The sequence below is a fragment of the Mesorhizobium sp. J8 genome (assembly GCF_016591715.1).
Lineage (GTDB): Bacteria > Pseudomonadota > Alphaproteobacteria > Rhizobiales > Rhizobiaceae > Mesorhizobium.
This window is the reverse complement of record NZ_AP024109.1, coordinates 6,431,068-6,455,784: the sequence shown is the minus strand read 5'-3', so window position 1 is coordinate 6,455,784 and position 24,717 is coordinate 6,431,068. Positions and strand designations below refer to the sequence as shown.

Here is a 24,717-nt window from a genome sequence, read left to right as displayed (position 1 = left end):
CGCGACCTTTCAGATTCGCTCCCTGCGCTTTAGGTTCTTGATTCTGCGCATGTCTTTGTCCCGAAACCGGTTCCCACTTTCGGGAGACATGCTTGAGGAGGTCGCGTGGCCGGTTCGCAGGATCAGTCCGTTGCAACGACCGAAGCCAGGCTTCGCGCCTTCGAGCGCGAGGCCGCTTCGCTGAGAGCCAAGCTGCACCGCTACGCGTCGCGCATGGTCGGATCGGTCATCGACGGCGAAGACATCGTGCAGGAGGCCTTGGCCAAAGGCTTCGTGGCGATCAGGAATGGCGACATGCCCGACAAGACCGAGCCCTGGTTGTTCCGCATCGCGCATAATGCGGCCCTCGATTTCCTGCGCAAGCGAGCCCGCTTGCGGGGCCGCGAAAGCGAGGTCGAGCTCGACACGATCGCCGACGAGAGTTCGGCGCTGGATGCTCGTATCGCCGCCGAGGCGAGCCTTGCCGAGCTGATGCAATTGCCGCCGGCGCAACGATGCGCGGTCGTGCTGAAGGATGTGCTCGGGAACAGCCTGGAGGAGATCGGCGAAATCCTCGAAACTTCCGACACGGCGATCAAGGGCGCCCTGCAGCGCGGGCGCGAGAACCTGCGCAAGCTGGCGGCCGCGCCGCGCGTGGCATCGCCCCGCCCGGCGCTCGACCGGCAGGACATGCGGCGCCTAGGCGACTATGTCGCCGCCTTCAACGCCAGGGACTTCGATACCCTGCGCGGGCTGCTGGCCGAGGACGTCAAACTGGAGCTGGTCAACCGCCTGCGCGCCGACGGCAAGGAGTATGTCGGCAATTATTTCGGCCGCTATGCCGACGAAACGCATTGGCATTTCACGACCGGACTTGTCGAAGGCCGGCCGGCCATCCTGGTCACCAGCCCGGAACGCCCGGACGGGCCACCGCGCTATTTCATCCTCATCGATTGGGAGAACGGCCGGATCGCCGGCATCCGCGACTTCCTGTTCGCGGATTACGTGATGGACGGCCTGGAGTACTCCGGCACGCCGTGACTTCAAACTATACGGTGTTCCGCAAAGGGGGATGAGGCAAACGCTCCCGGTTGCGGAACCTCCGCCTCGCGGCGCGCCAGCGAATTCGCAAGCAGCGTGATGGTTTCGCGCCCGATGCGGGCAATCTCGCCCGGGCGGTCGATGCCTCCGATCATGAACTCCTCGATGCCGAGCGCGGCATAGGGCAAAAGCGCCAAAGCCAGCCGCGCCGGCGGCCCGGCGATCTCGACCGCCTTGTGATCCGGGGCGTCCGTCCAACCGTCCGGGTGGATGCGGACCGGCAGCGCGAAGCGAAGCCTGCCGCCGCGGCCATGTTCCGCCGCGGCGCCGCGCGCACGCTCCATCAATTGCCGCACCTCGTCGGGCGAGCCGGCGGCCAGCTCGAAGACGTCGGCATGCTTGCCGGCGACCTTCAGCGCGGTGCCGGATTGGCCGCCGAGCCGGATGACGAGATTGGCGCCATGCGGGCCCTTGCGCGGCACGAAGCCGCCCCGGACACTGTAGAAGGCGCCTTCATGGTCGAAGGGCGTGTCGTTCGACCACAGGCGTTTCAACAGCACGAGATATTCGTCGATGCGCTGCCACACGACGCCGTGGCCGACCGGCCGCGCCTCGGCATCGCTGTCTTCCAGCGGCTGGCTCAGCATGCGAAGCGACAGGCGGCCGCCGCCGCGACGGTCGAGCGCCGCGAGTTGCCTTGCAGCCACCGTCGGCTCGATCACGCCGGCCCAATGCGTCAGCACGACTTCGAGCGAGCCGGTGCGGTCGAGCGTCTGCGCGGCGATGTCCATATTGGTGAGCAGGCCGGCCGGATCGTCCACCACCAGCTTGCGGAAGCCCGCGTCCTCGATCAGCGACAATTTGGTCGCCGTTTCGGCGAAATCGTAGAAGAAGCTGCCATTGGCAGGCTTGCCTGGAACATGCGTGAACTCGATCGGCATTGCCATCTCCTCCATCACGTCGGCTTGCCCCGCTCCAAAGCCTTTTGAACAAATCCAAGACGCGGACGCGCAACGACGCCCCGGCGCCCGGCCAGTTTTCCACTCCGGTTACTCAACTCAGATTGTTTGACAGCGGGTCTCGGCCCGCCTTGGATCAGGGGATCAGCCCCAGCACCACCGCGCCGGTGAACACGAAGGCGAGCGCGAAGACGAGATAGGCGAAGGTGCCGCCATAGGCGGGCCTCCAGCTCTGGTCGGCTGTCAGCCTCTGCCCCTTGCGGGCGGTCTGAGCGTTCTGGATATAGGACATATCGGCCTCCGTCTCAGCGCTTAATCTATAAAGTTAATAGACTTTGTCGATTGCTATTTTCCCGCTCTCCCTAGAAAGTTGTTCTCATAACGCGCAGGATTGTAGATTCACTTTTCGAGGAAGTGCGCCAGGGAAAAGAGTGCCCGACCTCAGCGATCCGCCAGCAGATGCTTGATAAACAGGTTGAACAGCTCGGTCTGGCTGGAAATGTCGAGCTTGGCGTAGATGTGCTTACGGTGGATCTTCACCGTTCCTTCCGCGATTTCCAGGATCTTTGCGATCGACATCGACGAGTGACCGCGCAGGATGAGGCTGACGATGCCCTGCTCGCGGCGGGTCAGCTTCGACGGGGCGAACGTCTCGAAGGCCAGTTCAACGTCTTGGCCGTTCGGTTTAGGTTCGACGGCAACTTCCACGGGCGCCAGATGCTCCCAATGGCGTCGCGCCAGCATAGTCACCATCGGCGCGGTCTCGAGGAGCAGGTTGAAGTCAGCCTCGGAGAACGATTGGCTGGCGCTGGCGCGCAGCAGCGAATAGGCGATGTAGAAGTTGCCCAGCACCGGAACGAGATAGACGATCTCTTCAGCCAGAGTGCCGGATTCCATCGAAATGCATGGATGCACATCGGGCGAATTGTAATATTCGCCCTCGAAGAAAGCGTCCGGCGCCAGCGCGCTCAGGCGGTGCAGGCCTTCGGGCGCGCGGCGCAGGCAAGCCGAGTAGACGGCGTCCAGCAGATAGGTGCCGTTGAGATAGTTGGCCATGATCTGGCTGGACGAGACCGCCCCCAGGCCGTCATGCAGATAGAGCGGCCGGTCGCGGCCCGGATAGGCGAAGATACAGGAGAGATCGAACGGCACCACGCTGCGCAGCGCGGCATCCAGCCGTTCGGCGAAGCCCTGTTTGCCGATCAGCCCGACCAGAGACGGCAGCGCCTTGTGCCACCCCGCCAGCGGCGATGAATCCTGCCTCTCCATTCTCCTGCCTCTGGTCCGGCATTCTGCGGCCGGCCCCGTGCCTATGACATATCCCCTTGGGGATATATACGCCGACAAAGCGCTCTTGAACTATCGCCCGGTCGCAATCGGCGAAGCCTATGAGCTTTGCCCGAAGGAAGGGGAACAGCGATGACGGAGCAAGCCTTGGATCGCCCGATCGGTGGCGTCACTTACCAGAACGTCGACAAGACCTATTTCGAACAGCGCCAGTTGCAGCGCCATGCCGGCCTGTTCTCCCTGTGGATGATGGGTGTCGGCGCCGTCGTTGCCGGCGAGTATTCCGGTTGGAACATCGGGCTGGCGCAGGGCGGCTTCGGCGGCATGCTGCTCGGCGCGTTGATCATCGGTTTCATGTATATCTGCCTGTGCTGCTCGATCGGCGAGATGAGCGCCGCCCTGCCGCATACCGGCGGCGCCTATTCCTTCTCGCGTACCGCGCTGGGCCCCTGGGGCGGCTTCACCACAGGCCTCGCCGAAAACATCGAATTCGTGCTAGCGCCGGCCGCCAACATGTTCTTCATGAGCTCCTACCTTGCGGCGATCTTCGGGACGCCGGAAAGCGCGCTGCCGCTCTGGTGGATGGCGGGCTATGTCGTCATGCTGGGGCTGTCGCTGCGCGGCCTCGAACTGTCGATGAAGGTCGTCATCTACGTCACCGTCGCCGCGATTTTGGTGTTGCTCTTCTTCTTCGTCGTAGCCATCCCGCATGTCGATTTCTTCAAATATGCCTTGAACATCGGCACGGCGGCGGAGGGGGCGGCTGCCCTGCCCGACGGCAATGGATACTGGCTGCCTTTCGGGCCTACCGGCGTGATGCTGTCGCTGCCCTTCGGCGTCTACATGTTCCTCGCCGTCGAACAGTTGCCGCTGACCGCCGAGGAGGCGAAGAATCCGACGCGAGACATGCCGCGCGCACTGATCCTGTCGATCGCAACGCTGATCGCGCTGGCGCTGGGCGTGCTGTTCTTCAGCGCTTCGATCCCGCAAGGAGCGCATGCCATGGGCTCGTCGGGCGAGCCGCTGCTGGACGGTTTCCGCACCATCTTCGGCGATGGCTGGGCCAAGCTGCTGGCATCCGTCGCGGTGCTCGGACTGGCCGCGAGCTTCTTTGCAGGCAGCTTCGCCTCCGGCCGCAACATCTATTCGCTGTCGCGCGCCGGCTATCTGCCGACGGCGCTCTCGGTCACCGGCGCCCGCACCAAGACGCCGAACCGCGCTTTGGCCGCCGGCTCCGGCATGGCGCTGTTCATGCTGCTGTTGGTCTGGTATCTCGGCGGCGAAAACGACGTCGCCTTCATGGGCGGGTTCCTGGTGTCGATGATCGTATTCGCCGGCATGGTGTCCTACATCCTGCAGAGCATAGCCTTCCTGCGCCTGCGCACGATTTACGCGTCGATCGCGCGGCCCTTCGTCAGCCCGCTCGGCCGCTTCGGCGCCTATGCCACCATCCTGATCTGCCTGGTTACGCTTGCTTACCAGTTCTTCGATCCACTCTACCGCTGGGCGGCAATCGCGGCGGCGCTGTGGTATTTAATCGGGCTTGCTTATTTTGCCTTCTACCGCCGTCACCGCCTCGTGCTGTCGCCAGAAGAGGAGTTCGCCGTCTCGGGCGGCGCCCTTGGCCATCCGGAACGTGAAGCGTAGCATCGGTTGCGGGCAGAAAGACCCTTCAAAACATACGGAGAAAAGACATGGGCGGAAGGCTGGCGGGCAAGGTCGCCATCATCTCGGGCGGCGCGACGGGCATGGGCGGGGCGGCGTCGGAGCTGTTTGCCGCCGAAGGCGCCAAGGTGGCGATCATCGACCGCAATGGCGAGGCCGCCGGCAGGACCGCCGCGGCGATCCGTGAACGCGGTTACGTCGCGGAGCATTTCGTGGCCGACGTTTCGGACGAAGCGCAGGTCGAGGCGGCGGTGAAGGCGGCGACGGCGAAGCTCGGTCCGGTCACGGTGCTTTTCAACCACGCCGGCACCATCGTGATAAAGCCGTTCCTCGAGACGACGCTGCAGGAATGGGACTGGCTGCACGCCGTCAATGTCCGCTCGATGTTCCTGATGACCCGCGCGGTGCTGCCCGGCATGATAGCCGCCGGCGGCGGCTCGATCGTCTGCACTTCTTCGATCTCGGCGGTGGCGGCGACGCCGAACGAAGTGCTCTACGACACCACCAAGGGCGCCTGCCACATGTTCGCGCGGGCGATCGCGGTGGAGTTCCGCGACCGCAACATACGCTGCAACGCCGTCTGCCCCGGCTTCATCCGCACGCCGCACGGCCTGCGCGAAGTGGCCGATCTCGGCAAGCTCGGCGTCGATGTCTCGGACGCGGCGATGGCCGCGCAGCAGGGGCGCATCGGCGAGCCGGAGGAGGTGGCGAAGGCGGCGTTGTTTCTGGCCAGCGACGAATCGAGCTTCGTCAATGGCGCGCATCTGTTTGTCGACAACGCGTTCACGGCGATCTGAGCTCTCTTCCTCTCCCCCGCTTTGCGGGGGCGAGGAAATCCGCGTCCTACCGCTCTTCCCTCCGAAACGGCTTCAGCAGCGCCGAGGGCGCCACCGCATTGCGCGACATGAAGGCCATGGCGACGATGGTGAAGATGAAGGGCAGCATCAGGAAGGCTTCGTAAGGGATGTGGCCGAGGCCGCTTGCCTGCATCCTGAGCTGCAGCGCGTCGACGAAGGCGAAGAGCAGCGCCGCTCCCGCCGAGCGCCAGGGATCCCAGCGGCCGAACACGACCAGCGCGATCGCCACCCAGCCGCGGCCGGAGACGACGCCGAAGGTGAAGGCGTTGAACTGCGCCATGGTGAGGAAGGCGCCGGCAAGGCCCATCAGTGCGCCGCCGAGGATCACCGCCTGGAAGCGGGTGGCGACGACGCTGACGCCGGCCGAGTCCGCCGCGCGCGGGTTTTCGCCGACCATCCGCACCGAGAGTCCCCATGGCGTGCGGTAAAGCACCAAGGCGGCGAGAGGAATGGCGATGATCGCCAGATAGACGAGCGTGAACTGGTTGAACACCGCGGGGCCAAGCACCGGAATGTCGGCAAGCAGCGGGATCGGCACCGGCTTGAACCCGTCGATGCTGGGCGGCACCGATTGCTGGCCGAAGATCAGCCGGTAAAGGAAATAGGCGAGGCCCGAGCAGAACAAGGTCACGCCGATGCCGCAGACATGCTGGCTCAAGCCCAGCGCGACGGTGAACAGCGCGTGCAACGCGCCCATCAGCGCGCCGACCAGCACGGCCACCAGCACGCCCAGCCACAGGCTGCCGCTCAGACTCGCGGCGGTGAAGCCCGCCATCGCCGACAACAGCATGATGCCTTCGATGCCGAGATTGAGTACGCCGGCGCGTTCGGAAAACATTTCGCCGAGCGTGGCGAAAGCGAGCGGCGTGGCGATGCGGATGATGGCGGCAAGGAAGCCGACCTGGAAAATCTGCTCGAACACCGCGCTCATGCCTGTGCTCCCACGCGGCGGATGCGGTAGGCGGTGAAGAGCAGCGCCACCAGCATGGCAAGCAGCGCCGTGCCCTGGATGACGTCGCTCAGGAAAGCAGGCACGCCGGTGGCGCGCGACATCGCCTCGGCGCCGGTCATGACGGCGGCCAGGAAGATCGCCGCCGGCACCACGCCGAGCGGGTTCAGCCTCGCCAGCATCGCGACGACGATGCCGGAATAGCCGTAACCCGGCGAGATGTCGCTCATCACCTGGAAATGCACGCCGCCGACCTCGCCGACGCCGGCCAGGCCAGCCAGCGCGCCGGAAAGCAGGGCTGTCGAAAGCAGCACGCGCTGCACGTTGATGCCGCCATAGCGCGCCGCTTCCGGGTTCTCGCCGGTGACGCGGATGCGGAAGCCGAGCGTGGTACGCGCGATCAGGAACCAGCAGAGGGGTGCCGCGATCAGCGCCACGACGACGCCGAGATGCAGCCTTGTGCCTTCGATCAGCACCGGCAAATTGGCGGAATCCTCGATCGGCGGCGAGATCGGGTAGCCGGAGAAGGTGTCCTTCCACCGTCCTTCGATCAACGCCATCAGCGCGTAGTAGATGACCGAGTTGAGCAGCAGCGAGCTGACCACGTCATCGACCTTGAACTTGACCCTCAGCGTCGCCGGCACCAGCGCGACGAGCGCGCCGGCCGCCGCACCGACCAGCGCCATCAACAGCATGGCGAGATAGCCCGGCATCGGGATCGCGCCGACGAAGCAGCTGGCCACGGCACCGGCGAGCAGCTGGCCCTCGGCGCCGATGTTCCAGAATTTGGCGCGGAAGGCGATCGCCACGGCGAGGCCGGTGAAGATCATCGGCGCGGCGCGCACCAGCGTCTCGGTGATGGCGTAGCTGTCGCCGAGCGAGGCCGAGAGCATGACGCCATAGGCTTCGACGACGCCGGCACCGGCCACAGCGATCAGTCCACTGCAGAGCACCAGCGTCACGGCGATCGCGATGAGCGGGAGGGCCAGGTTGAACCAGGCGGGCGTCGACGTGCGGGCCTCGAGGCGTAACATCAGGCCGCCTCCTCGGTGTGCCCGGCGCCGGTCATCATCAGCCCGAGCCTCGCGACGGTGGCCTCGGCGCTGGGAAGCGTGCCTGCGATGCGGCCCTCATACATCACGGCGATGCGATCCGAGAGCATCAGCAATTCCTCGAGATCCTCGCCGATGACGATGATGCCGCGGCCCTTGGCGCGCATGGCGAGGAATTTCTCATGGATGAAGCGGGCAGCGCCGATGTCGAGGCCGCGCGTCGGCTGCGAGACGATCAGCACCTTGGGATCGAAGGCGAGCTCGCGCGCCAAAAGCGCCTTCTGCAGATTGCCGCCGGAGAGCGCGCCGGCGCGCACCATCGGACCGGGGCAGCGTATGTCATAGGCCTTGATCTGTTCTTCGGCGAAGGCGCGGATCGCGGCCGGGTTGAGCAAGCCCTTGCGGCTGAAGGCTTCGGTGCCGATGCGCGGCAGCACCATGGAATCGGCCAGAGGCAGGTTGGTCACCAGGCCGGTCGTCATCCGGTCTTCCGGGATGCGGCCGAGGCCGAGCGCCTGCAGCTCGCGCGCGGAGAACTGCGCGACCGTTTTGCCGGCAATGGTCATCGTGCCGGCCCTGGGCGGCAGCATGCCTGAGATTACATCAGCCAGCGCCCGCTGGCCGTTGCCGGAGACGCCGGCGATGCCGAGGATCTCGCCGGCGCGAACAAAAAGCGAGACGTCGCGCAGCGGCGTGCCGGCATGGCCGGCTGTGGATATGCCGTCGAGCGTCAGCACGGCGGCGCCGGGCGTCGAAGCCTCCCTGACCGGTGGCACGATCTCGTGGCCGCACATCAGCCTGGCCATCTCGGCCGATGTGGTTTCTGCCGGATGGTCGACCCGGCCGGCGACCTTGCCGTGGCGCAGGACGACGCAGCGATGGGTGAGCGCCCGAACCTCGTTGAGCTTATGCGAGATGAAGATGATGCCGAGTCCCTGAGCCGCCATCGAGCGCAAGGCGGCGAACAGCCCATCGACTTCCGAGGGCGCCAGCACGGCGGTTGGCTCGTCGAGGATCAAAAGCTTCGCGCCGCGAAACAGCGCCTTGATGATTTCCAGCCGCTGCTGCTCGCCGACCGACAAGGCTGATACCGGCAGGTTCGGATCGAGGCTCAGCCCATACTGCCGGCCGATCTCGGCCAGCCGGGCGAGCCCGCGCGTACGGTCGATGCGGCCGGATTTGCCGGGAATGCCGATCAGGAGATTCTCCAGCACCGTAAGGCGCGGCGCGAGGTGGAAATGCTGGTGCACCATGCCGATGCCGGCGGTGAGCGCGTCGGCGGAATTGCGGATGGCCACCGGCTTGCCCTCGACCAGGATCTCGCCGGCGTCCGGCGCGTAGGCGCCGAACAGCACGTTCATCAGCGTCGTCTTGCCGGCGCCGTTTTCGCCGAGCAGGCCGAGGATTTCGCCGGGCGCGACGCTGAGGTCGACGGCCTCGTTCGCCGTGACGGAACCGAAGCTCTTGGTGATGCCGCGCATTTCGATGAGTGGGGCGGACAAGGGTGAATCCTGGTGAAAATGGCGCGCTTCTTTACCCTCTCCGTTGTGGGAGGGTCGGCTCACGATCGCAGCGAAGCGGAGATTGTGAGCCGGGGCGGGGGTGCGGCACCGAAGCCCCACCCCGCTCCGCTTCGCGGATCGACCCTCCCCACAAGGGGGAGGGTAAGGTCAATCCGAGACAGGCGTGTTCTCGTCGACGTCGACGCGGAAATTGCCTTCGAGTATCTCGGCCTTCTTCTTCTCGACCAGGTCCTTCACCTCCGCCGGCAGCGTCTTGTCGAATTTGTGGTAGGGCGCCAGATAGGAGCCGCCCTTGGCCATGCGCGAGAAGTCACCATAGTCCTGCGCGGTGAAGACGCCGGCCTTGACCAGCTTGATCGCCTGCTCGACCGTCGGATACATGTCCCACACCGGGCCGGTGATGACCGTGTCCGGGCCGAGGCTGGACTGGTCGGACATGTTGGAGATGGCGTAGATCTTCTTCTCCACCGCCGCCTCGATGACGCCGAAGCGCTCGGCATAGATGACGTCGACGCCGGCATCGATCTGCGCCACGGCCGCTTCCTTGGCCTTGGGCGGATCGAAGAAGGAGCCGATGAAGGCGACCTTCTTCTTGACGTTCGGGTTGACCTCCTTGGCGCCGGCGAAGAAGGCGTTGACCAGCCGGTTCACTTCCGGAATGCCCATCGCCGCGACCGCGCCGACCGTGCCCGACTTCGACATCTTTCCGGCGATCATGCCGGAGAGATAGGCCGGCTCATGGATCCAGTTGTCGAAGACGCCGAAATTGGGTTCGGCCGGTCCGGCGCCGGAGCCGAACAGCCAGGCCGTCTTCGGGAACTGCTTGGCCGTGCGGCGCGATTCGCGCTCGGCGGCGAAGGCGTCGCCCAGCACCAGCTGATAGCCCCCTTGCGCATATTCGCGCATTACGCGGCTGAAGTCGGCGGTCTGCACCTTTTCCGACCATTTGTATTCGATGCCCAGTTCCTTCTCGGCCTTCTGCAGCGCGACATGGATCTGGTTGTCCCACGGTTCCTCGATCGGCGTGGCGAAGATTGCCGCCACCTTCAGCTTCTTGTCCTTGGCGAACGCCGCGCCGGGCAGCACGGTAGCCGCGAGGCCGAGCGCGCCGAGTTCCAGCAGGTTGCGCCGCGACAGGCCGGCGCGTTGCGTTTTGCTATGGTCGTTTTCCATTGAAGTGCCCCTCTGTTCGACAGCCGTGTCGAGCCGGCTGTTCCAAAATGTCAGACGCGCAGGACTATGGAACGGCGCCTGAGATTTGTCCACATGGTCAAATTTGGTGCGTCGCTTCTGCGTTCGTCATCCACGGGCGGAGCAAGGAGCGTAGCGACGCTGCGCAGACCCGAGGATCCATGCCGCGACGACCGAGCGCCGCAACAGTGCAGAACGAGCGTCGGCCGCGCCGGCCTTGTTCTGCACCGTTGTATTCTTCGATTGACGGAACGGCATGGATACCAGGGTCTCCGCTTCGCTTCGCCCTGGAATGATGAAATTACCGGGCGCCCGCACCCTCCCATGCCCCAGTCTCGGCAAACCTTTTCAGCACCGGCGCCGGCTCGAAAATCGCCCGTCCCGTCCGCGCATGCCAATGCTCCAGCCGTTCGACGATCTTGCCCGCTCCTTCCAGCCCGGCCCAGAACATCGGGCCGCCCTTGCCGACCGGGAAGCCGTAGCCGTTGACCCAGACGACATCGATGTCCGATGCCCGCGCGGCGATGCCTTCCTCGAGGATCTTCGCGCCTTCGTTGACCAGCGGGTAAAGCGTGCGCTCGATGATTTCCTCCGCGCCGATCTGGCGTCGGGCGATCCCGAGTTCCTCTGCCTTGGCACGGATCAGCGCCTCGACTTCCGGATCCGCGACCGGTTCTCGCGCGCCGCTCTCATAGCGATACCACCCGCTTCCGGTCTTCTGGCCGAAATGGCCCTGCTCGCACAGCGTATCGGCAATCACCGCGGTGAGGCCGCGCGCCTTGCGGTTGCGCCAGCCGATGTCGAGGCCGGCTAGGTCGCCCATCTGGAACGGCCCCATCGGCCAGCCGAAATCGGTGAACGCCTTGTCGACCTGAGCAGGTGTGGCGCCTTCCAGCAGGAGCGCTTCGTTTTCAGCACCCCGCGCAGAGAGCATCCGGTTGCCCACAAAACCGTGGCAGACGCCGACGACGACCGCCACCTTGCCGATGCGCCGGGCGAGATCGGCGACCGTCGCCAGCACCTCCGGTGCGGTCTTTTCGGCCCGCACGATCTCCAGGAGCTTCATGACGTTTGCCGGCGAAAAGAAGTGCATGCCGAGCACGTCCCCCGGACGCGAGGTCGAGGCGGCGATTTCGTTCACGTCGAGATAGGAGGTGTTGGTGGCAAGGATGGCGCCGGGCCTGGCGATGGCGTCGAGCTTGCCGAAGACGTCCTTTTTCACGGCCATGTCCTCGAACACGGCCTCGATGATCAAATCGCAATCGGCAAGGTCGGTATAGTCGGTGCTGCCCATGAACAGGCCGAGCCGCTTCTGCCTGGCCTCCTCGCTCAGCGAGCCGCGGCTGACGGAGACGGAATAGTTCTTCTCGATCATCGCCAGCCCGCGCCGCAGCGCCTCCTCGCTGGTCTCGAGCAATGTCACCGGCAGACCGCCATTGGCGAAGGCCATGGCGATGCCGCCGCCCATCGTGCCGGCGCCGATGATGCCGACGCGTTCGATCCGGCGTTTCCGGAGATCCTTGCCTGGCACCTTCGCCGCCTCGCGCTCGGCGAAGAACAGATGCCGCTGAGCGCGCGACTGGTCGCCGGAAACGAGTTTTTGGAAAAGCTGTCGTTCGGCGGCAAGCGCTGCGTCGAACGGCAAGGTGATCGCGTTGCGCACGGCCTCCGCGCAGGCAATCGGCGCTTCAAGCCCGCGCGCTTTTTTGGCAAGGTCGGCCGCCTGGCGGTCGAAAGCGGCAAGATCGGTCTCGGCAATGCGGTCGTTGCGGTCACGCACCGGCACGAACGGACCGCCTTGTTCAACCATTTCGGCAGCGAAACGAACTGCCGCTGCCAGCAGATCGCCGTCGACGACGGCGTCGACAAGCCCCGCCGCCTTCGCCTCGCCGGCCCAATTCGGCGTTCCTGAAACGATCATGCCAAGCGCCTTCGCGGCGCCGACCAAGCGCGGCAGGCGCACCGTGCCGCCGCCGCCCGGCAAGAGGCCGAGCTTCACCTCCGGCAGGCCGAGCTTTGCCCCCTGATCGGCGACGCGAAAATGGCAGCCCAACGCCAGCTCCAGCCCGCCACCCAGCGCCGTGCCGTGGATGGCGGCGACCGTCGGCTTGGGAACCGTTTCCAGCAAGGCGATGATTGCGCGCAGTTCCGGCTGCTGGATTGGCTTGCCGAATTCGGTGATGTCGGCACCGGCGACAAAGGTGCGTCCGGCGCAGGCGATCACGATCGCCTTGGCGGCGGGATCCTCGCGCAGCGCGGTGAGCACGTCAAAAAGCGGCTTGCGGACGTGGAAGCTCAACGCGTTGACCGGCGGGTTGTCGATGGTGACGACGGCCACGCCGTTCTCGTTCGCGACGCTGACAGAACTGGACAAGCGGAACCTCCCGAGACCGGTTGCGATCGGAATACGGGTTTACTAGGCCGGCCCGCGATTGGGAACCCGATCCGGCGTTGGCCTAACGGATGTCGGGTCAGCCCCGGCCGGCGGCTTCGGTCGCCAGGCTCTCCGGCATCTCCGCTTCGGCACCGCGGCCGCCACGCCAGGAAGCGAAGGCGGCGACCAGATAGAGGACCGCCGAGAAGGTGAAGGCAAAGACCAGCCCGTGCTTGAACGGTCCCGACATCAGCTCGGGAAAGAACTGGTTGCCGGTCAATGTCGCGGCGTTCGCGGGCGGCAGGGCATGGAGCACGTCGGCCGGGATCAGCTCGCCCATCGGGTTGTAGCCGAGAAAAGCGGCGAACAGGCTGGCGACCGGAGGCATGTTGGCGACCTGGTGCGCGATCGCCTCCGGCACATGTTGCGCCAGAAGGCCGGCCTCCATCGTCGCCGGCAGGCTGGCGGCAAGGCCGGCCAGCATCAGGCTGAAGAACAGGCCGATCGACAGCACCTGGCCGGCATTGGTGGTTGTGGCGCGCATGCCGGAAGCCTGGCCGCGTTCGCGCGCCGGCACGGAATTCATGATCTGCGTCGAGTTCGGCGCGACGAACAGGCCGGAGCCGAGGCCGTTGAGGAAGAGCAGGCCGGCAAAGGCGGTGTAGGAGAAGTCGGCCGGCAGCAGCATCAGCGCGACGAAACTTGCCGCGCCCGCGACCATGCCGCCGACGGCGAAAGGCACGCCGCCGATGCGGTCGGAGAAATAACCGGAGATCGGCCCGGCAATCAGGAAGCCGATCGTGAGCGGCAGCATGAAGATCGCCGACCAGAGCGGCGTCTGCTCGAACGAATAGCCGTGCAGCGGCAGCCAGATGCCCTGCAGCCAGACGATCAGCATGAATTGCAGGCCGCCACGGGCGATGCCGGAGGCGAGATTGGCGATGTTGCCATAGGCAAAGCCCGGAATACGAAACAGCGACAGGTCGAGCATCGGCTTGGCAACGCGGCTCTCGATCGCGACGAAAGCGATCAGCGAGACGACGCCAATGGCAAACAGCGTCAGCACTTTCGGGCTGGTCCAGGCCATCACCTGATCGCCATAAGGCTGCAGGCCATAGGTGATGGCGGTTAGGATCATAACCAGTCCGAGGCCGAAGCTGATGTTGCCCAGCCAGTCGATCGTGTGGCTGGAGCGGTTCGGCGCGTCGTGCAGCTTCAGATACGCCCAGATGGTGCCGACGAGCCCGAAGGGCACGTTGATCCAGAACACCAGCCGCCAGTCGGTGTCGGCGAGCAGCCCGCCGATCAACAGGCCGATGAACTGGCCGCCGATCGCCGCCACCACATTGATGCCGAGGGCGAAGCCGCGCTCGTTCTCGGGAAAGGCGTCGGTGAGCAGCGCCGTGGAATTGGCCATGATCAGCGCGCCGCCTATGCCCTGGATGATGCGCACGCCGATGAGATACATGGCGGCGAAATCGCCCTGGCCGGGCAAAAGGCTGAGCGCGATGGAGGCGGCGGTGAAGACGGCGAAGCCCAGATTATACATCTTCGCCCGGCCGAACTGGTCTCCCAGCCGGCCGAAGGCGACGACCAGCACGGCGGTGGCGATCATGTAGCCGATGATCGCCCAGAGCAGGTAATTGATGTTGCCGGGGTCGAGCGCCTTGAGGCCGATGCCGCGAAACACCGCCGGAAGGCTGATCAAGAGGATCGAGCCGTTGATGGCGGCGGCAAGCATGCCGAGCGTGGTGTTGCTCAGAACCATCCATTTGTGGCTCCGTGGGCGGTCTTGTTTTGCGGTGGTCATGGCGTTCTGGTCCGGCGCTGCTGGCGCGTCGAGGGCCGGCAGGCTATATATGAGGATAGTCTCAGGTTTGGAATATGAGGATGGCCTCGGAAAAATCAAGCGAAACTGTGCCGCAGCCGCGCGCGCCGCAGCAAAAAAGAGGCCGCGACCGCGTCGCCGCACTGATGGCCGCGGCCTCGGATCTGTTCGTCGAGAAGGGGTTCGACGCGACGACCATGACCGAGATCGCCGCCAAGGCGGGTGCGGCCATCGGCACGCTCTATCTGTTCTTCCCGACCAAGCAGGCAATGGCACAGGCGATCCTCGCCCAGAACGCGGAGGCGCTTTCAGCCGAGCTCGACGACCTGCGCGATCGCACGCAAGGGATGACCGCGGCGGAAATCGCCGACCGATTGTTCGCGCGGCTTGGCGCCTTCATGGCCGGGCATCCGGCCTATTCGGCGCTGCTCGACCTGCCGGGCGACGATGGCTGGCGGCGTGCCATGCGCGGCCGCCGGCGGAACCAGATCGCGACGCTGTTCGCCGCCGCCGATCCGCCGCTGCCGCCTGGCCAGGCCGAAAGGCTGGCGGTGATCGTGCCGCAATTGATGCGCATTCCGCTGACCTTGATCGGCGAGAAGCGCCTGCGCGACGGCGTGCTTGAGGAATTGCGGCTGATGCTTAGCCGGCATCTGGAAGCCGGCGAAGGCTGACGAAGCCGCGGCCCGGTTAGTTGTCCACGCGGCCGAAAGGCGGCACGTCGCCGATCACGTCGCGCTTGTCCTTGCCGCAGACGAAGGCCTTCGCCTTCTCGTCGGCCAGCTTGCGCGCCTGGTCGTTGGCCTGCGGATTGCCGGTGGCCAGAACCAGGCCGATCGTGCAGCCCTGATGCTCTTCCGGCTGCGCCACCTTGGCGACGACCAGGACTTCTGTCTGCTTCTTCTCGTCTTCGGGGTCGCTGACGGAGCGGCGATGAATGGCGGCGAAGGGGATGGCGGCGTCGCCATTGGTCTCGATGCGCCATTCCACCTTCGGGCCGGAGCCGTTGAAGGCGGTGAAGCTCTCCCAGACCGAAGTCATGTCGTCTGACGGAAAGCCATAATAGACGGATTCGCGCGCGTCGTCGTAGCCGATCAGGACCGGGTAGCCGCGATAGCCGGAGCAGACGAGGCTCGCCCAATCGCCGTCGCCTTCCGCGGCCCGCGCATAGGTCGCGCAATCCTTCTTTGAATCGAGATCTGTGTAGGCGCTGGAGATGTCGCCGGCCCGGGCCGCCTGGCAGAAACCGGCAAGCGCAAGCGGGATCAAAAGAGCACGCATCACGGGCAACTCCGTTTCGAGTTGCCGGAAGCGTAGCGCCGTCCGCTATTTCTTCAAGCTGGCTTCGATCAGGAGGTCGGCGTTGCGGGCAACCGCCGCGGCCGGTCCGCCCACGCCAAAGAGCTGGCCGCTGATATAGGCGCCTTCGATGAGCAGCAGCAGGCCGTCGCCCAGCGTGTCGGAATCGGCGGCGCCCATCGCGGCGGCCATGGCGCGCAGGCGCCGGCGCAGTTCCACCTTATTGTTCTCGCTCACCACCCGCGCGGGATGGCCGCGCTCCGGATATTCCACCGCCGCATTGGTCATGCCGCAGCCGCGGTAATCGGGCTTCTGCGTGCGTTTGCCGACCCGGGTCAGGAAAGCGATGACCTGCGCGCGCGGATTGCCGGGATGCGCGTTCACGGCCTCGTCGAAGCGGTCCCAGAATTCGAGGTCGTATTTGCGCAGATAGGAGGCGGCAAGCTCGTCCTTGGACGGGAAGCTGCGATAGAGGCTGGGCTTGGTGACGCCGGCGCGCCTGACGATCTCGTCGACGCCGATCGCCCTGATGCCCTCGCGATAAAAAAGGTCGCGCGCCACGTCGAGGATCTTGTCCGCCGCTTTCGGGGCGGGGGCTGCTTTCAACGGCGCTTCAATTTTATTGTCCGATGGCATGCAAACAACTCGCTTGACAATGTTACTGACCGGTACGTATGTATGACACCATCCCATTGCAACGTACCGGTCAGTAACATGATAGCCCAGTCCCGCCCGTTTGGCCAGCGCTACGCTTTCGTCGTCGTTGCCGTCATTTTCCTGTGCCTGCTGATCGCGGCGGGACTCCGTTCGGCGCCCTCGGTGATGATGGTTCCGCTGGAGGAAAGCTTCGGCTGGCGCCGCGACGTGACCTCCTGGGCGGCCAGCATCGGCATCCTGCTCTATGGCCTCACCGGCCCGTTCGCGGCGGCGCTGATGGAGCGTATCGGGCTGCGCCGCACGCTGCTCGGCGCGCTGGCGGTGATGTCGGGGTCGACCGCGCTCAGCCTGTTGATGACCGAACCCTGGCATCTCTTCATCACCTGGGGCGTGTTTTCCGGCATCGGATCGGGCGCGGTGGCGAGCGTTCTCGGCGCCACGATCGTCAACCGCTGGTTCAAGACCAATCGCGGCCTGATGATGGGCCTGATGTCGGCCTCCAGCGCCACCGGCATGCTGGTGTTCCTGCCGGTGATCGCCTCGCTGGCGCAGAGCGGCGGCTGGAAGCCGGTGGCGATCGCGGTGGCGCTTGCCACCGCCGCGCTGATACCGTTCGTTTTCCTGCTGGTGCCCGAGCGTCCCGCCTCGATCGGCCAGGTTCGCTACGGCGCCGATGCGGACGACGTGCCGCCGGTGTCGCCCGCATCGCAGGGCAATTTCCTGGCGCATACGCTGAACACGCTGCGCCGCGCGGCGGGCACACGGGTGTTCTGGTATCTCTTCGCCACCTTCTTCGTGTGCGGCTTCACCACCAACGGCCTGGTCGGCACGCATCTCATCGCCTTTTGCGGCGATATGGGCATCGGCGAGGTGCAGGCCGCAGGACTGTTGTCGATGATGGGCATTTTCGACCTGATCGGCACGACGCTGTCCGGCTGGCTCACCGACCGTTTCGATCCGCGCAAGCTGCTCGGGGTCTATTACGCGGTGCGCGGCTTGTCGCTGATCTACCTGCCTTATTCCGGCTTCTCGGCGACCAGCCTGATCATCTTCGCCGTGCTCTACGGGCTTGACTGGATTGCCACCGTGCCGCCGACGCTCAGGCTCGCCAACGAAGCCTTCGGCGATCGCAGCGGGCCGATCGTGTTCGGCTGGATCGTTGCCGGCCACCAGGTGGGCGCGGCGGCCGCCGCCGCCTTCGGCGGCACGATGCGCGAGCTGCAGGGCAATTACGAGCTGGCCTTCCTGATCGCCGGCATGACGGGCATCGCGGCGGCCTGTATCTCGCTGCTGATCAATACCGACCGACCGGCTTTCGAGCCGGAGCCGCAGGCGGCTTGAGGGCGCCGCTTCCCTTTCTCCCCTTGTGGGAGAAGGTGTCGCCGAAGGCGACGGATGAGGGGTGTTCCAGGGAAAGCTGGTGTCTCGTTCCGATGAAACGCCAACGTCTCACTCCGCTGGAACACCCCTCATCGGCGCTGCGCGCCGAGCCACCTTCTCCCACAAGGGGAGAAGGAAAGCGCTGCACTGTTATCAAAACTTCATGGTTCCGATATGCGCCTGAAACATTGAGGCGAGAGCTTGGCGGTCCCGTTCAACGCCATCCGGAGACAGCCATGAACAAGCTCTCATTGACCCGCCGCGCTTTCGTCACCTCGGCCAGCGCCTTCGGCCTTGTCGGCGCCTCCGGTCTGGCGCTGCCCTATTATTCCCGCGCCAATCAGCGCCCAGCCTTCACGCATGGCGTCCAGTCCGGCGACGTCGACGCGACGTCCGGCATGGTGTGGACCCGCACCGACAGGCCCGCGCGCGTGATGTATGAAGTGTCGACCACCGAAAGCTTCGCCAATGCCACGCGGCTGGCTCCGCTCGATACCTCGCCGGCCAGCGACTATACGGTGAAGCGGCTGCTGACCGATCTCGCCTCGGACCAGGACATCTTCTACCGCATGACTGCCGCCGACCTCTCCGACATCAATGCCGTCTCCGAGCCGATCGTCGGCCGCTTCCGCACCGCGCCGTCGTCGAAGCGCGACGTGCGCTTCGCCTGGTCGGGCGATACCGCCGGCCAGGGCTGGGGCATCGACGAGACCGGCATGAAGACCTACTCGACCATCGCCAAGCACACGCCGGACTTCTTCCTGCATTCGGGCGATACGATCTATGCCGACGGCGCGCTGAAGGACGAGGTCGACCTGCCCGGCGGCGGCAAGTGGAAGAACGTCGTCATGCTCGACGGCAAGCGCAAGGTCGCCGAGACGCTGGACGAATACCGCGACCAGTGGAAGTACAACATGATGGACAAGCATGTGCTTGCCCTCTCCGCCATCTGCCCGACCTTCTACCAGTGGGACGACCACGAGGTGCTGAACAACTGGTCGGACTCGAAGGACCTCAGCAAGGACGACCGGTACAAAGAGAAATCCATCCATGTGCTGGCGGCACGCGCCGCGCGCGCTTTCCATGAGATGACCACCATCCGCTACGAGCCGGCCGAGCCGGGCCGCGTCTACCGCAAGATCTCACACGGGCCGCTGCTCGACGTGTTCTTCCTCGACATGCGCTCCTATCGCGGCCCCAACGGCGCCAATCTGGACGAAACGCTGACGCCGAAGTCGCGCATGATCGGCGAGGAGCAGTCCAAATGGCTGAAGCGCGAGCTGGCCAATTCCAGGGCGACCTGGAAGATCATCGCCGCCGATATGCCGCTCAGCCTGGTCGTCTGGGACGACGCGGCAAAGAAGGTCGGCTTCGAGGCGGTGTCGAACAACGACAACGGCAAGCCGAAGGGCCGCGAGCTTGAATTCGCCGATGTGCTGCGCTTCATCAAGAATGCCGGCATCACCAACACGGTTTGGCTCACCGCCGACGTGCATTACACTGCGGCGCATTACTACAATCCCGACAAGGCGCAGTTCCAGGATTTCAACCCGTTCTGGGAATTCGTCTCAGGCCCGATCCATGCCGGCACGTTCGGCCCCAACGACCTCGACATGACCTTTGGGCCCGAGCTGAAGTTCATCAAGGCGCCGACCGCCGAGCAGGGTCAGAACCTGCCGCCGTCGGCCGGCCTGCAGTTCTTCGGGCTGGTCGACATTTCCGGCGCGACCGAGCAGCTCACGGTGCGGCTGATGGATCGCGACGACAATGAGCTTTACAAGGTGACGTTGGATCCGGTGCGGTCGGCTTGAGGTGATCGAGAAATCGGCAAGGTTGGCGGGACAGCGCCCCCCTCTGGCCTGCCGGCCATCTCCCCCACTTGGGGGGAGATCAGCAGTTTCGGCGCCTCGCTCCTTTTGCAAGGTCGGCGATTGGCGAAAGCAAGCATGACAGCCAATCTCCCCCCATGTGGGGGAGATGCCCGGCAGGGCAGAGGGGGGCGTGAAGGATCGCTACGTTTGCCGCGTTATTGCGGGCGTCAATCCGGGTAACAAGCCCGCGGAACGTTCGGCCAGACCGCCGTGTCGCAATTGGCGTCCTTCTGGCGCTGCTTGAAGGCGGCGCTGACCGGGCCGGTGACGATCGGGTCGACGCCGTCGGGCGCGTCGGCGAACATCTGCTGCGCGGTCCTGGCGTCGGGCGGCTGGATGGAACCGCTCTCCCGCAGAGCCGTCGCCGATTGCGCAACACCGGCCGCAAGCAGCAACCCAAGCGCCGCCCACGCCAAAACCGGACGCAATCTGGACATCTGATCGGTCATGAACATCGAACTGCCCGGCCCCTCAAAGGTTCCGCCTTGGTTAACAGAATCATTTCACACCAAGACGTTTAAGAATCAGTGACCATGTATTTGGGGAAGGGCCTCCCCTTTCGCAATTGCGAAAAACCCTGTATGAGCCGCGCAACCGAAAAAGGCGACGCTTCTTAAGCCTGCTGCCTGCAACGTTCCCGAGACCAGACAAAATGAACCTCCGCAACATCGCGATCATCGCGCACGTCGACCATGGCAAAACCACGCTTGTCGACCAGCTCCTGAAACAGTCCGGCGCCTTCCGCGACAACCAGCGCGTCGCCGAGCGCGCCATGGATTCCAACGACCTCGAAAAAGAGCGCGGCATCACCATCTTGGCCAAGGCGACCTCGGTCGACTGGAAGGGCACCCGCATCAACATCGTCGACACGCCCGGACACGCCGATTTCGGCGGCGAGGTGGAACGCATCCTGTCGATGGTGGATTCCGCGATCGTGCTCGTCGACGCCGCCGAAGGCCCGATGCCGCAGACCAAGTTCGTCGTCGGCAAGGCACTGAAAGTGGGCCTGCGCCCCATCGTCGTCATCAACAAGATCGACCGTCCGGATGCCCGCCATGTCGAGGTGGTGAACGAGGTGTTCGACCTCTTCGCCGCGCTCGACGCCACCGACGAGCAGCTCGATTTCCCGATCCTCTACGGTTCGGGCCGGGATGGCTGGGTGTCGGAAAATCCAGAAGGTCCGAAGGACCAGGGTCTCGCGCCGCTGTTCGACCTCGTGGTCAGGCATGTGCCGGCGCCGACGGTCCATCCCGGCCCGTTCCGCATGATCGGCACCATTCTCGAGGCCAACCCGTTCCTCGGCCGCATCATCACCGGCCGTATCGAATCCGGCACGCTGAAGCCCAACCAGGCGGTCAAGGTCCTGCATCACGACGGCACGCAGATCGAGGCCGGGCGCATCTCGAAAATCCTCGCCTTCCGCGGCCTCGAGCGCCAGCCGATCGAGGAAGCACAGGCGGGAGACATCGTCGCCATCGCCGGCCTGTCGAAGGGCACCGTCGCCGACACGTTCTGCGACCCGGCGGTGAACGAGCCGCTGCATGCGCAGCCGATCGACCCGCCGACGGTCACCATGTCCTTCCTCGTCAATGACAGCCCGCTTGCCGGCACCGAGGGCGACAAGGTGACCAGCCGCGTCATCCGCGACCGCCTGCTGCGCGAGGCCGAAGGCAATGTCGCGCTGAAGATCGAGGAATCGGCGGAAAAAGACTCGTTCTTCGTGTCCGGCCGCGGCGAATTGCAGCTCGCGGTGCTGATCGAGACGATGCGCCGCGAGGGTTTCGAGCTTGCCGTTTCGCGTCCGCGCGTCGTCATGCAGAAGGGCGAGGACGGCCAGCTGCTCGAGCCGGTCGAGGAGGTCGTCATCGACGTCGACGAGGAGCATGCCGGCGTCGTCGTGCAGAAGATGTCGGAGCGCAAGGCCGAGATGGTCGAGCTGCGTCCTTCCGGCGGCAACCGCCAACGTCTTGTCTTCCATGCGCCGACGCGCGGCCTGATCGGCTACCAGTCGGAGCTGTTGACCGACACGCGCGGCACCGCGGTGATGAACCGGCTGTTCTTCGCCTATGAGCCTTACAAGGGCGAGTTGCCGGGCCGCACCAATGGCGTGCTGATCTCCAACGAGCAGGGCGAATCCGTCGCCTACGCCATGTGGAACCTGGAAGACCGCGGCCCGATGATCATCGATCCGGGCGTCAAGGTCTATCAGGGCATGATCATCGGCATCCACTCCAGAGACAACGACCTGGAGGTGAACGTGCTCAAGGGCAAGAAGCTCACCAACATCCGCGCCGCCGGCAAGGACGAGGCGGTGAAGCTGACCCCGCCGATCCGCATGACGCTGGAGCGGGCGCTGGCCTGGATCCAGGACGACGAGCTGGTCGAGGTGACGCCGAAGACCATCCGGCTCAGGAAGCTCTATCTCGACCCGAACGAACGCAAGCGTTTCGAGAAGGCCGCCAAGGTGATGGGCGCGGCGTAGGGTTTCCGGCCAGGGGTTCAAAGAGGGAGCATCCGCTCCCTCTTTTCGTTTCAGCGGTACGCGGCCGACAGGATATTGTTGCAGTCAGCTTCGCCGTTGAGATCGATGCGCACCGCCAAGCCATCGCGAACCGGCTTGCGCAAGGCCCTGGCGCCGTCAGGTTCGACGGTCAGTCGCCTTCGTTCGTCCAAGGCTTGAAGCCTTGATCGCGAAAGGGCGAGCTCACCGGCAAGCAGGCGATCCAGCCGCAGGGATGTCACGGCGTCGAGCCGAAGTTCAAGCGAAAGTGCCGTCGCACTTGCCGGCCTGCCGTCCGGCAAATCTTTTCGGACTGTGACGTCGGGAAATTCCTCGATCCGGCCGATCCGGCCCTTGAGCGCCACGGCATCAAACGCATGGCGTCGCACCAGCGCCGGCTCGTTGCCTTCGAACGTCGCAAGCAGCGCCGGCTCGATGTCGCGCCGGTTGCAGCGCTCCAGGATCGTTCGGTTCCAGGAATTGTCACAGTCGACGCAACGATAGATCAGCCAAATGTCGATGCGCTTGCCGTTGGCGTTGACGCGGAATTTTTCGCCGCATCGATAAGGTTTCACGCCGCCGCAGCGGTTGCAGTTGATGAGAGGTCGTGGCGCAATTGCGGGCTCGATCGTCCAGCGGACGCGCAAGGTAGACATGCCGGTAGGCCCTTCCCGTTGGGAAGTCCGTCAGGCCGGCGATGTCGAGTTGCCCGTGCGGGCACGGCGTGGCGAAACACTGCGTTGGTGGTACAGGCGTCGGTGCGGCATGCGCACGACAGCAGCTCAGCAATGCCAAACCGGTCTCGAACCGCCGCCTGAAGAACACATGAGGTTGAGCAGACGTGCCAGTGGCTGCGCCTGCGGTGCATTCCGGGGAGTTGACGAGACCGGCGGTTATTGAGGCAAAGTGATGCTCGAAAATGATGTCGGGCGGGTCTTCTAGCTAAGGCTGAAGGGGGCGGCAAGAGCAGCAATAGCCGGCGTTGGCAGCTATTGTCTCCTTGCTCAACACTCGCGTCTGCTGGGGCGTGCCAAATCCAATCCGATCGGCTATCTTTTCTTTCTATACCACAGGAGCGCCCCCATGCATCTTGCCTCGCTGCTGATCTTCGCCGCCGCTCTTTTCGTCGCCGCCGGCTCGCCCGGTCCGTCGATCGCAGCGCTGGTGGCGCGGGTGATCTCGAAAGGGTTTCGCGATGTCTTCCCGTTCCTGCTGGCGATGTGGATCGGCGAGGCTATCTGGCTGTCGCTGGCCGTGTTCGGGCTGGCCGTGGTGGCGCAGACCTTCCACTACGCCTTCGTCGTCGTGAAGTGGATTGGCGTGGCCTACCTTGCGTACCTGGCGTTCAAGATGTGGATGGCGCCGGTCGAGGCCAAGGAAGGCGAGATGCCGCGCGAGGATTCGGCCCTGAAACTGTTCTTTGCCGGCATGGCGGTGACATTAGGCAATCCCAAGATCATGATGTTCTATCTGGCGCTGCTGCCCACCATCATCGACCTTGCCTCGGTCAGCGTTGTCGGCTGGGTCGAGCTGACGCTGACCATGGCCGTGGTCCTGGTGGTCATCGACCTTGCCTGGGTGCTGGCCGCTTCGCAGGCACGCCGGCTGCTCAAGAGCAAGCGCGCCATGAAGATCGCCAACCGCGTCAGCGCCACGACGATGGCGGGCGCCGCCGCTGCAATCGCGGCGCGCTGACCCAGGCTTTCCAGGCGAAGCCTACCGCGCCATGGCGTGATATTCGGGGTTGGGCCGCATGTCGACCGCGGCGGCCACGCGGTTCGACATGTTGAAGAAGGCGGCGGTCGAGGCGATGTCCCAGATGTCGCGATCCGAAAAGCCGGCCTGGCGCAAAGCGGCGCGGTCGGCCTCGACGATTTTAGCCGGCTCTTCGGTCAGCTTGACCGCGAATTCCAGCATGACGCGCTGGCGGTCCGACAGGTCGGCGGCGCGGAAATTCATCACCATCATCTCGCCCAGCGCCGGCTCGCCCGACAGCTGGCGCACCGCCGCGCCATGGGCGGTCAGGCAGTAGAAGCAGTGGTTGATCGAGGATACGACCACGGCGATCATCTCGCGCTCCAGCTTCGACAGGCCGGACTCGCCCAGCATCAGGTCGTTGTACATGTCTGTGAAGGCGCGCAGCTTCTTCTCGTCGAAGGCGTAGGCGAGAAGCACGTTGGGCACGAGGCCGAGCTTCTCCCGGCATTTGTCGAAATAGGCTTTCGTCGCTTCGCTGAGCTCCGCCTGGACAAGGTCAAGCGCGGTAATCCTGTCAGTCATGGGTCGTTCTCCCTGCAAGGCGACG

Annotated in this window: 22 protein-coding genes; 8 read left to right on the top strand and 14 right to left on the bottom strand. The window is 64.9% G+C overall.

What is annotated here, in order from left to right; translation table 11 throughout:
- The first annotated feature begins 105 nt into the window (after window positions 1-105).
- Window positions 106-1,020 carry a sigma-70 family RNA polymerase sigma factor gene (locus MJ8_RS30880; RefSeq protein ID WP_201412306.1) on the top strand — a complete coding sequence of 305 codons (915 nt, stop codon included), beginning with the start codon at window positions 106-108 and terminating at the stop codon, window positions 1,018-1,020.
- A 2-nt stretch (window positions 1,021-1,022) separates the two neighbouring features.
- Here the strand turns inward: MJ8_RS30880 and MJ8_RS30875 are convergent, their stop codons facing one another.
- The 3 genes from MJ8_RS30875 to MJ8_RS30865 form a co-directional block, all read right to left on the bottom strand.
- The gene (locus MJ8_RS30875; protein ID WP_201412305.1) at window positions 1,023-1,961 is read right to left on the bottom strand and encodes an LLM class flavin-dependent oxidoreductase; all 939 of its coding nucleotides are present in this window, start codon (window positions 1,959-1,961) and stop codon (window positions 1,023-1,025) included.
- Between the two features lie 154 nt (window positions 1,962-2,115).
- Window positions 2,116-2,271: a hypothetical protein gene (locus tag MJ8_RS30870; RefSeq protein WP_095816548.1), complete on the bottom strand. Its 156-nt coding sequence runs from the start codon at window positions 2,269-2,271 to the stop codon at window positions 2,116-2,118.
- A gap of 149 nt (window positions 2,272-2,420) precedes the next feature.
- Entirely contained in the window at window positions 2,421-3,248 is an 828-nt protein-coding gene (locus tag MJ8_RS30865) for a helix-turn-helix transcriptional regulator (RefSeq protein WP_201412304.1), read from the bottom strand.
- Between the two features lie 150 nt (window positions 3,249-3,398).
- On the opposite strand from MJ8_RS30865, the gene MJ8_RS30860 reads away from it, so the two are divergent.
- Window positions 3,399-4,913 (top strand): amino acid permease, encoded by a 1,515-nt coding sequence (locus MJ8_RS30860; protein ID WP_201412303.1) that lies wholly within the window; start codon window positions 3,399-3,401, stop codon window positions 4,911-4,913.
- A gap of 47 nt (window positions 4,914-4,960) precedes the next feature.
- The gene (locus tag MJ8_RS30855) at window positions 4,961-5,728 is read left to right on the top strand and encodes an SDR family NAD(P)-dependent oxidoreductase (protein ID WP_201412302.1); all 768 of its coding nucleotides are present in this window, start codon (window positions 4,961-4,963) and stop codon (window positions 5,726-5,728) included.
- A gap of 46 nt (window positions 5,729-5,774) precedes the next feature.
- Here MJ8_RS30855 and MJ8_RS30850 read toward each other — a convergent pair whose 3' ends face one another.
- The 6 genes from MJ8_RS30850 to MJ8_RS30825 all read right to left on the bottom strand — a co-directional run bounded on the left by MJ8_RS30850 (window position 5,775) and on the right by MJ8_RS30825 (window position 14,645).
- Complete coding sequence (locus MJ8_RS30850) at window positions 5,775-6,719, bottom strand: ABC transporter permease (RefSeq protein ID WP_201412301.1); 945 nt, start codon at window positions 6,717-6,719, stop codon at window positions 5,775-5,777.
- A complete protein-coding gene (locus MJ8_RS30845) occupies window positions 6,716-7,771 on the bottom strand; it encodes an ABC transporter permease (protein WP_201412300.1) in 1,056 nt (351 codons plus the stop codon). Before MJ8_RS30845 ends, MJ8_RS30850 begins: the two co-directional genes overlap by 4 nt.
- The gene (locus tag MJ8_RS30840; protein ID WP_201412299.1) at window positions 7,771-9,291 is read right to left on the bottom strand and encodes an ABC transporter ATP-binding protein; all 1,521 of its coding nucleotides are present in this window, start codon (window positions 9,289-9,291) and stop codon (window positions 7,771-7,773) included. The genes MJ8_RS30845 and MJ8_RS30840 overlap by 1 nt, the downstream gene beginning before the upstream one ends.
- Before the next feature lie 168 nt (window positions 9,292-9,459).
- A complete protein-coding gene (locus MJ8_RS30835; RefSeq protein ID WP_201412298.1) occupies window positions 9,460-10,485 on the bottom strand; it encodes a BMP family protein in 1,026 nt (341 codons plus the stop codon).
- A 319-nt stretch (window positions 10,486-10,804) separates the two neighbouring features.
- Complete coding sequence (locus MJ8_RS30830; RefSeq protein ID WP_201412297.1) at window positions 10,805-12,877, bottom strand: 3-hydroxyacyl-CoA dehydrogenase NAD-binding domain-containing protein; 2,073 nt, start codon at window positions 12,875-12,877, stop codon at window positions 10,805-10,807.
- A 97-nt stretch (window positions 12,878-12,974) separates the two neighbouring features.
- Window positions 12,975-14,645 (bottom strand): MFS transporter, encoded by a 1,671-nt coding sequence (locus MJ8_RS30825; RefSeq protein WP_201412296.1) that lies wholly within the window; start codon window positions 14,643-14,645, stop codon window positions 12,975-12,977.
- A 122-nt stretch (window positions 14,646-14,767) separates the two neighbouring features.
- On the opposite strand from MJ8_RS30825, the gene MJ8_RS30820 reads away from it, so the two are divergent.
- Entirely contained in the window at window positions 14,768-15,379 is a 612-nt protein-coding gene (locus MJ8_RS30820) for a TetR/AcrR family transcriptional regulator (RefSeq protein ID WP_201412295.1), read from the top strand.
- Between the two features lie 16 nt (window positions 15,380-15,395).
- On the opposite strand, the gene MJ8_RS30815 is transcribed toward MJ8_RS30820, so the two are convergent.
- Both MJ8_RS30815 and MJ8_RS30810 read right to left on the bottom strand, forming a co-directional pair.
- On the bottom strand, window positions 15,396-15,986 hold the full coding sequence (locus MJ8_RS30815; protein WP_201412294.1) for a hypothetical protein: 591 nt from the start codon (window positions 15,984-15,986) through the stop codon (window positions 15,396-15,398).
- Between the two features lie 45 nt (window positions 15,987-16,031).
- Window positions 16,032-16,640, bottom strand: coding sequence for a TetR/AcrR family transcriptional regulator (locus tag MJ8_RS30810; protein ID WP_201412293.1), 609 nt, complete (start codon window positions 16,638-16,640; stop codon window positions 16,032-16,034).
- A 78-nt stretch (window positions 16,641-16,718) separates the two neighbouring features.
- Between MJ8_RS30810 and MJ8_RS30805 the strand changes: the two genes are divergently transcribed.
- Both MJ8_RS30805 and MJ8_RS30800 read left to right on the top strand, forming a co-directional pair.
- On the top strand, window positions 16,719-18,002 hold the full coding sequence (locus tag MJ8_RS30805) for an MFS transporter (RefSeq protein WP_201412292.1): 1,284 nt from the start codon (window positions 16,719-16,721) through the stop codon (window positions 18,000-18,002).
- Window positions 18,003-18,277: 275 nt separating this feature from the next.
- Window positions 18,278-19,852 (top strand): alkaline phosphatase D family protein, encoded by a 1,575-nt coding sequence (locus tag MJ8_RS30800; protein ID WP_201412291.1) that lies wholly within the window; start codon window positions 18,278-18,280, stop codon window positions 19,850-19,852.
- 227 nt (window positions 19,853-20,079) lie between these two features.
- Here MJ8_RS30800 and MJ8_RS30795 read toward each other — a convergent pair whose 3' ends face one another.
- Entirely contained in the window at window positions 20,080-20,349 is a 270-nt protein-coding gene (locus MJ8_RS30795) for a hypothetical protein (RefSeq protein ID WP_225248083.1), read from the bottom strand.
- Window positions 20,350-20,564: 215 nt separating this feature from the next.
- Here MJ8_RS30795 and typA point away from each other — a divergent pair, with 215 nt between their 5' ends.
- Entirely contained in the window at window positions 20,565-22,394 is a 1,830-nt protein-coding gene (gene typA / locus MJ8_RS30790) for a translational GTPase TypA (RefSeq protein ID WP_201412289.1), read from the top strand.
- 50 nt (window positions 22,395-22,444) lie between these two features.
- Here the strand turns inward: typA and MJ8_RS30785 are convergent, their stop codons facing one another.
- Window positions 22,445-23,068, bottom strand: a complete 624-nt coding sequence (locus tag MJ8_RS30785; protein ID WP_201412288.1) for a DUF1062 domain-containing protein — start codon at window positions 23,066-23,068, stop codon at window positions 22,445-22,447.
- Window positions 23,069-23,495: 427 nt separating this feature from the next.
- Between MJ8_RS30785 and MJ8_RS30780 the strand changes: the two genes are divergently transcribed.
- Window positions 23,496-24,107, top strand: a complete 612-nt coding sequence (locus MJ8_RS30780; RefSeq protein WP_201412287.1) for a LysE family translocator — start codon at window positions 23,496-23,498, stop codon at window positions 24,105-24,107.
- A gap of 21 nt (window positions 24,108-24,128) precedes the next feature.
- Here the strand turns inward: MJ8_RS30780 and MJ8_RS30775 are convergent, their stop codons facing one another.
- Window positions 24,129-24,692 carry a peroxidase-related enzyme gene (locus MJ8_RS30775; RefSeq protein ID WP_201412286.1) on the bottom strand — a complete coding sequence of 188 codons (564 nt, stop codon included), beginning with the start codon at window positions 24,690-24,692 and terminating at the stop codon, window positions 24,129-24,131.
- Window positions 24,693-24,717: the final 25 nt, after the last annotated feature.

What these genes read in the sequence shown, in the direction of transcription:
- MJ8_RS30850 (WP_201412301.1), bottom strand. Translation starts at nt 6,719, where the DNA reads ATGAGCGCGGTGTTCGAGCAGATTTTCCAGGTCGGCTTCCTTGCCGCC.
- MJ8_RS30810 (WP_201412293.1), bottom strand. Translation starts at nt 16,640, where the DNA reads ATGCCATCGGACAATAAAATTGAAGCGCCGTTGAAAGCAGCCCCCGCC.
- MJ8_RS30785 (WP_201412288.1), bottom strand. Translation starts at nt 23,068, where the DNA reads ATGTCTACCTTGCGCGTCCGCTGGACGATCGAGCCCGCAATTGCGCCA.
- MJ8_RS30845 (WP_201412300.1), bottom strand. Translation starts at nt 7,771, where the DNA reads ATGTTACGCCTCGAGGCCCGCACGTCGACGCCCGCCTGGTTCAACCTG.
- MJ8_RS30780 (WP_201412287.1), top strand. Translation starts at nt 23,496, where the DNA reads ATGCATCTTGCCTCGCTGCTGATCTTCGCCGCCGCTCTTTTCGTCGCC.
- MJ8_RS30835 (WP_201412298.1), bottom strand. Translation starts at nt 10,485, where the DNA reads ATGGAAAACGACCATAGCAAAACGCAACGCGCCGGCCTGTCGCGGCGC.
- MJ8_RS30820 (WP_201412295.1), top strand. Translation starts at nt 14,768, where the DNA reads ATGGCCTCGGAAAAATCAAGCGAAACTGTGCCGCAGCCGCGCGCGCCG.
- MJ8_RS30860 (WP_201412303.1), top strand. Translation starts at nt 3,399, where the DNA reads ATGACGGAGCAAGCCTTGGATCGCCCGATCGGTGGCGTCACTTACCAG.
- MJ8_RS30875 (WP_201412305.1), bottom strand. Translation starts at nt 1,961, where the DNA reads ATGCCGATCGAGTTCACGCATGTTCCAGGCAAGCCTGCCAATGGCAGC.
- MJ8_RS30795 (WP_225248083.1), bottom strand. Translation starts at nt 20,349, where the DNA reads ATGTCCAGATTGCGTCCGGTTTTGGCGTGGGCGGCGCTTGGGTTGCTG.
- typA (WP_201412289.1), top strand. Translation starts at nt 20,565, where the DNA reads ATGAACCTCCGCAACATCGCGATCATCGCGCACGTCGACCATGGCAAA.
- MJ8_RS30800 (WP_201412291.1), top strand. Translation starts at nt 18,278, where the DNA reads ATGAACAAGCTCTCATTGACCCGCCGCGCTTTCGTCACCTCGGCCAGC.
- MJ8_RS30855 (WP_201412302.1), top strand. Translation starts at nt 4,961, where the DNA reads ATGGGCGGAAGGCTGGCGGGCAAGGTCGCCATCATCTCGGGCGGCGCG.
- MJ8_RS30865 (WP_201412304.1), bottom strand. Translation starts at nt 3,248, where the DNA reads ATGGAGAGGCAGGATTCATCGCCGCTGGCGGGGTGGCACAAGGCGCTG.
- MJ8_RS30805 (WP_201412292.1), top strand. Translation starts at nt 16,719, where the DNA reads ATGATAGCCCAGTCCCGCCCGTTTGGCCAGCGCTACGCTTTCGTCGTC.
- MJ8_RS30775 (WP_201412286.1), bottom strand. Translation starts at nt 24,692, where the DNA reads ATGACTGACAGGATTACCGCGCTTGACCTTGTCCAGGCGGAGCTCAGC.
- MJ8_RS30825 (WP_201412296.1), bottom strand. Translation starts at nt 14,645, where the DNA reads ATGGTTCTGAGCAACACCACGCTCGGCATGCTTGCCGCCGCCATCAAC.
- MJ8_RS30870 (WP_095816548.1), bottom strand. Translation starts at nt 2,271, where the DNA reads ATGTCCTATATCCAGAACGCTCAGACCGCCCGCAAGGGGCAGAGGCTG.
- MJ8_RS30815 (WP_201412294.1), bottom strand. Translation starts at nt 15,986, where the DNA reads ATGCGTGCTCTTTTGATCCCGCTTGCGCTTGCCGGTTTCTGCCAGGCG.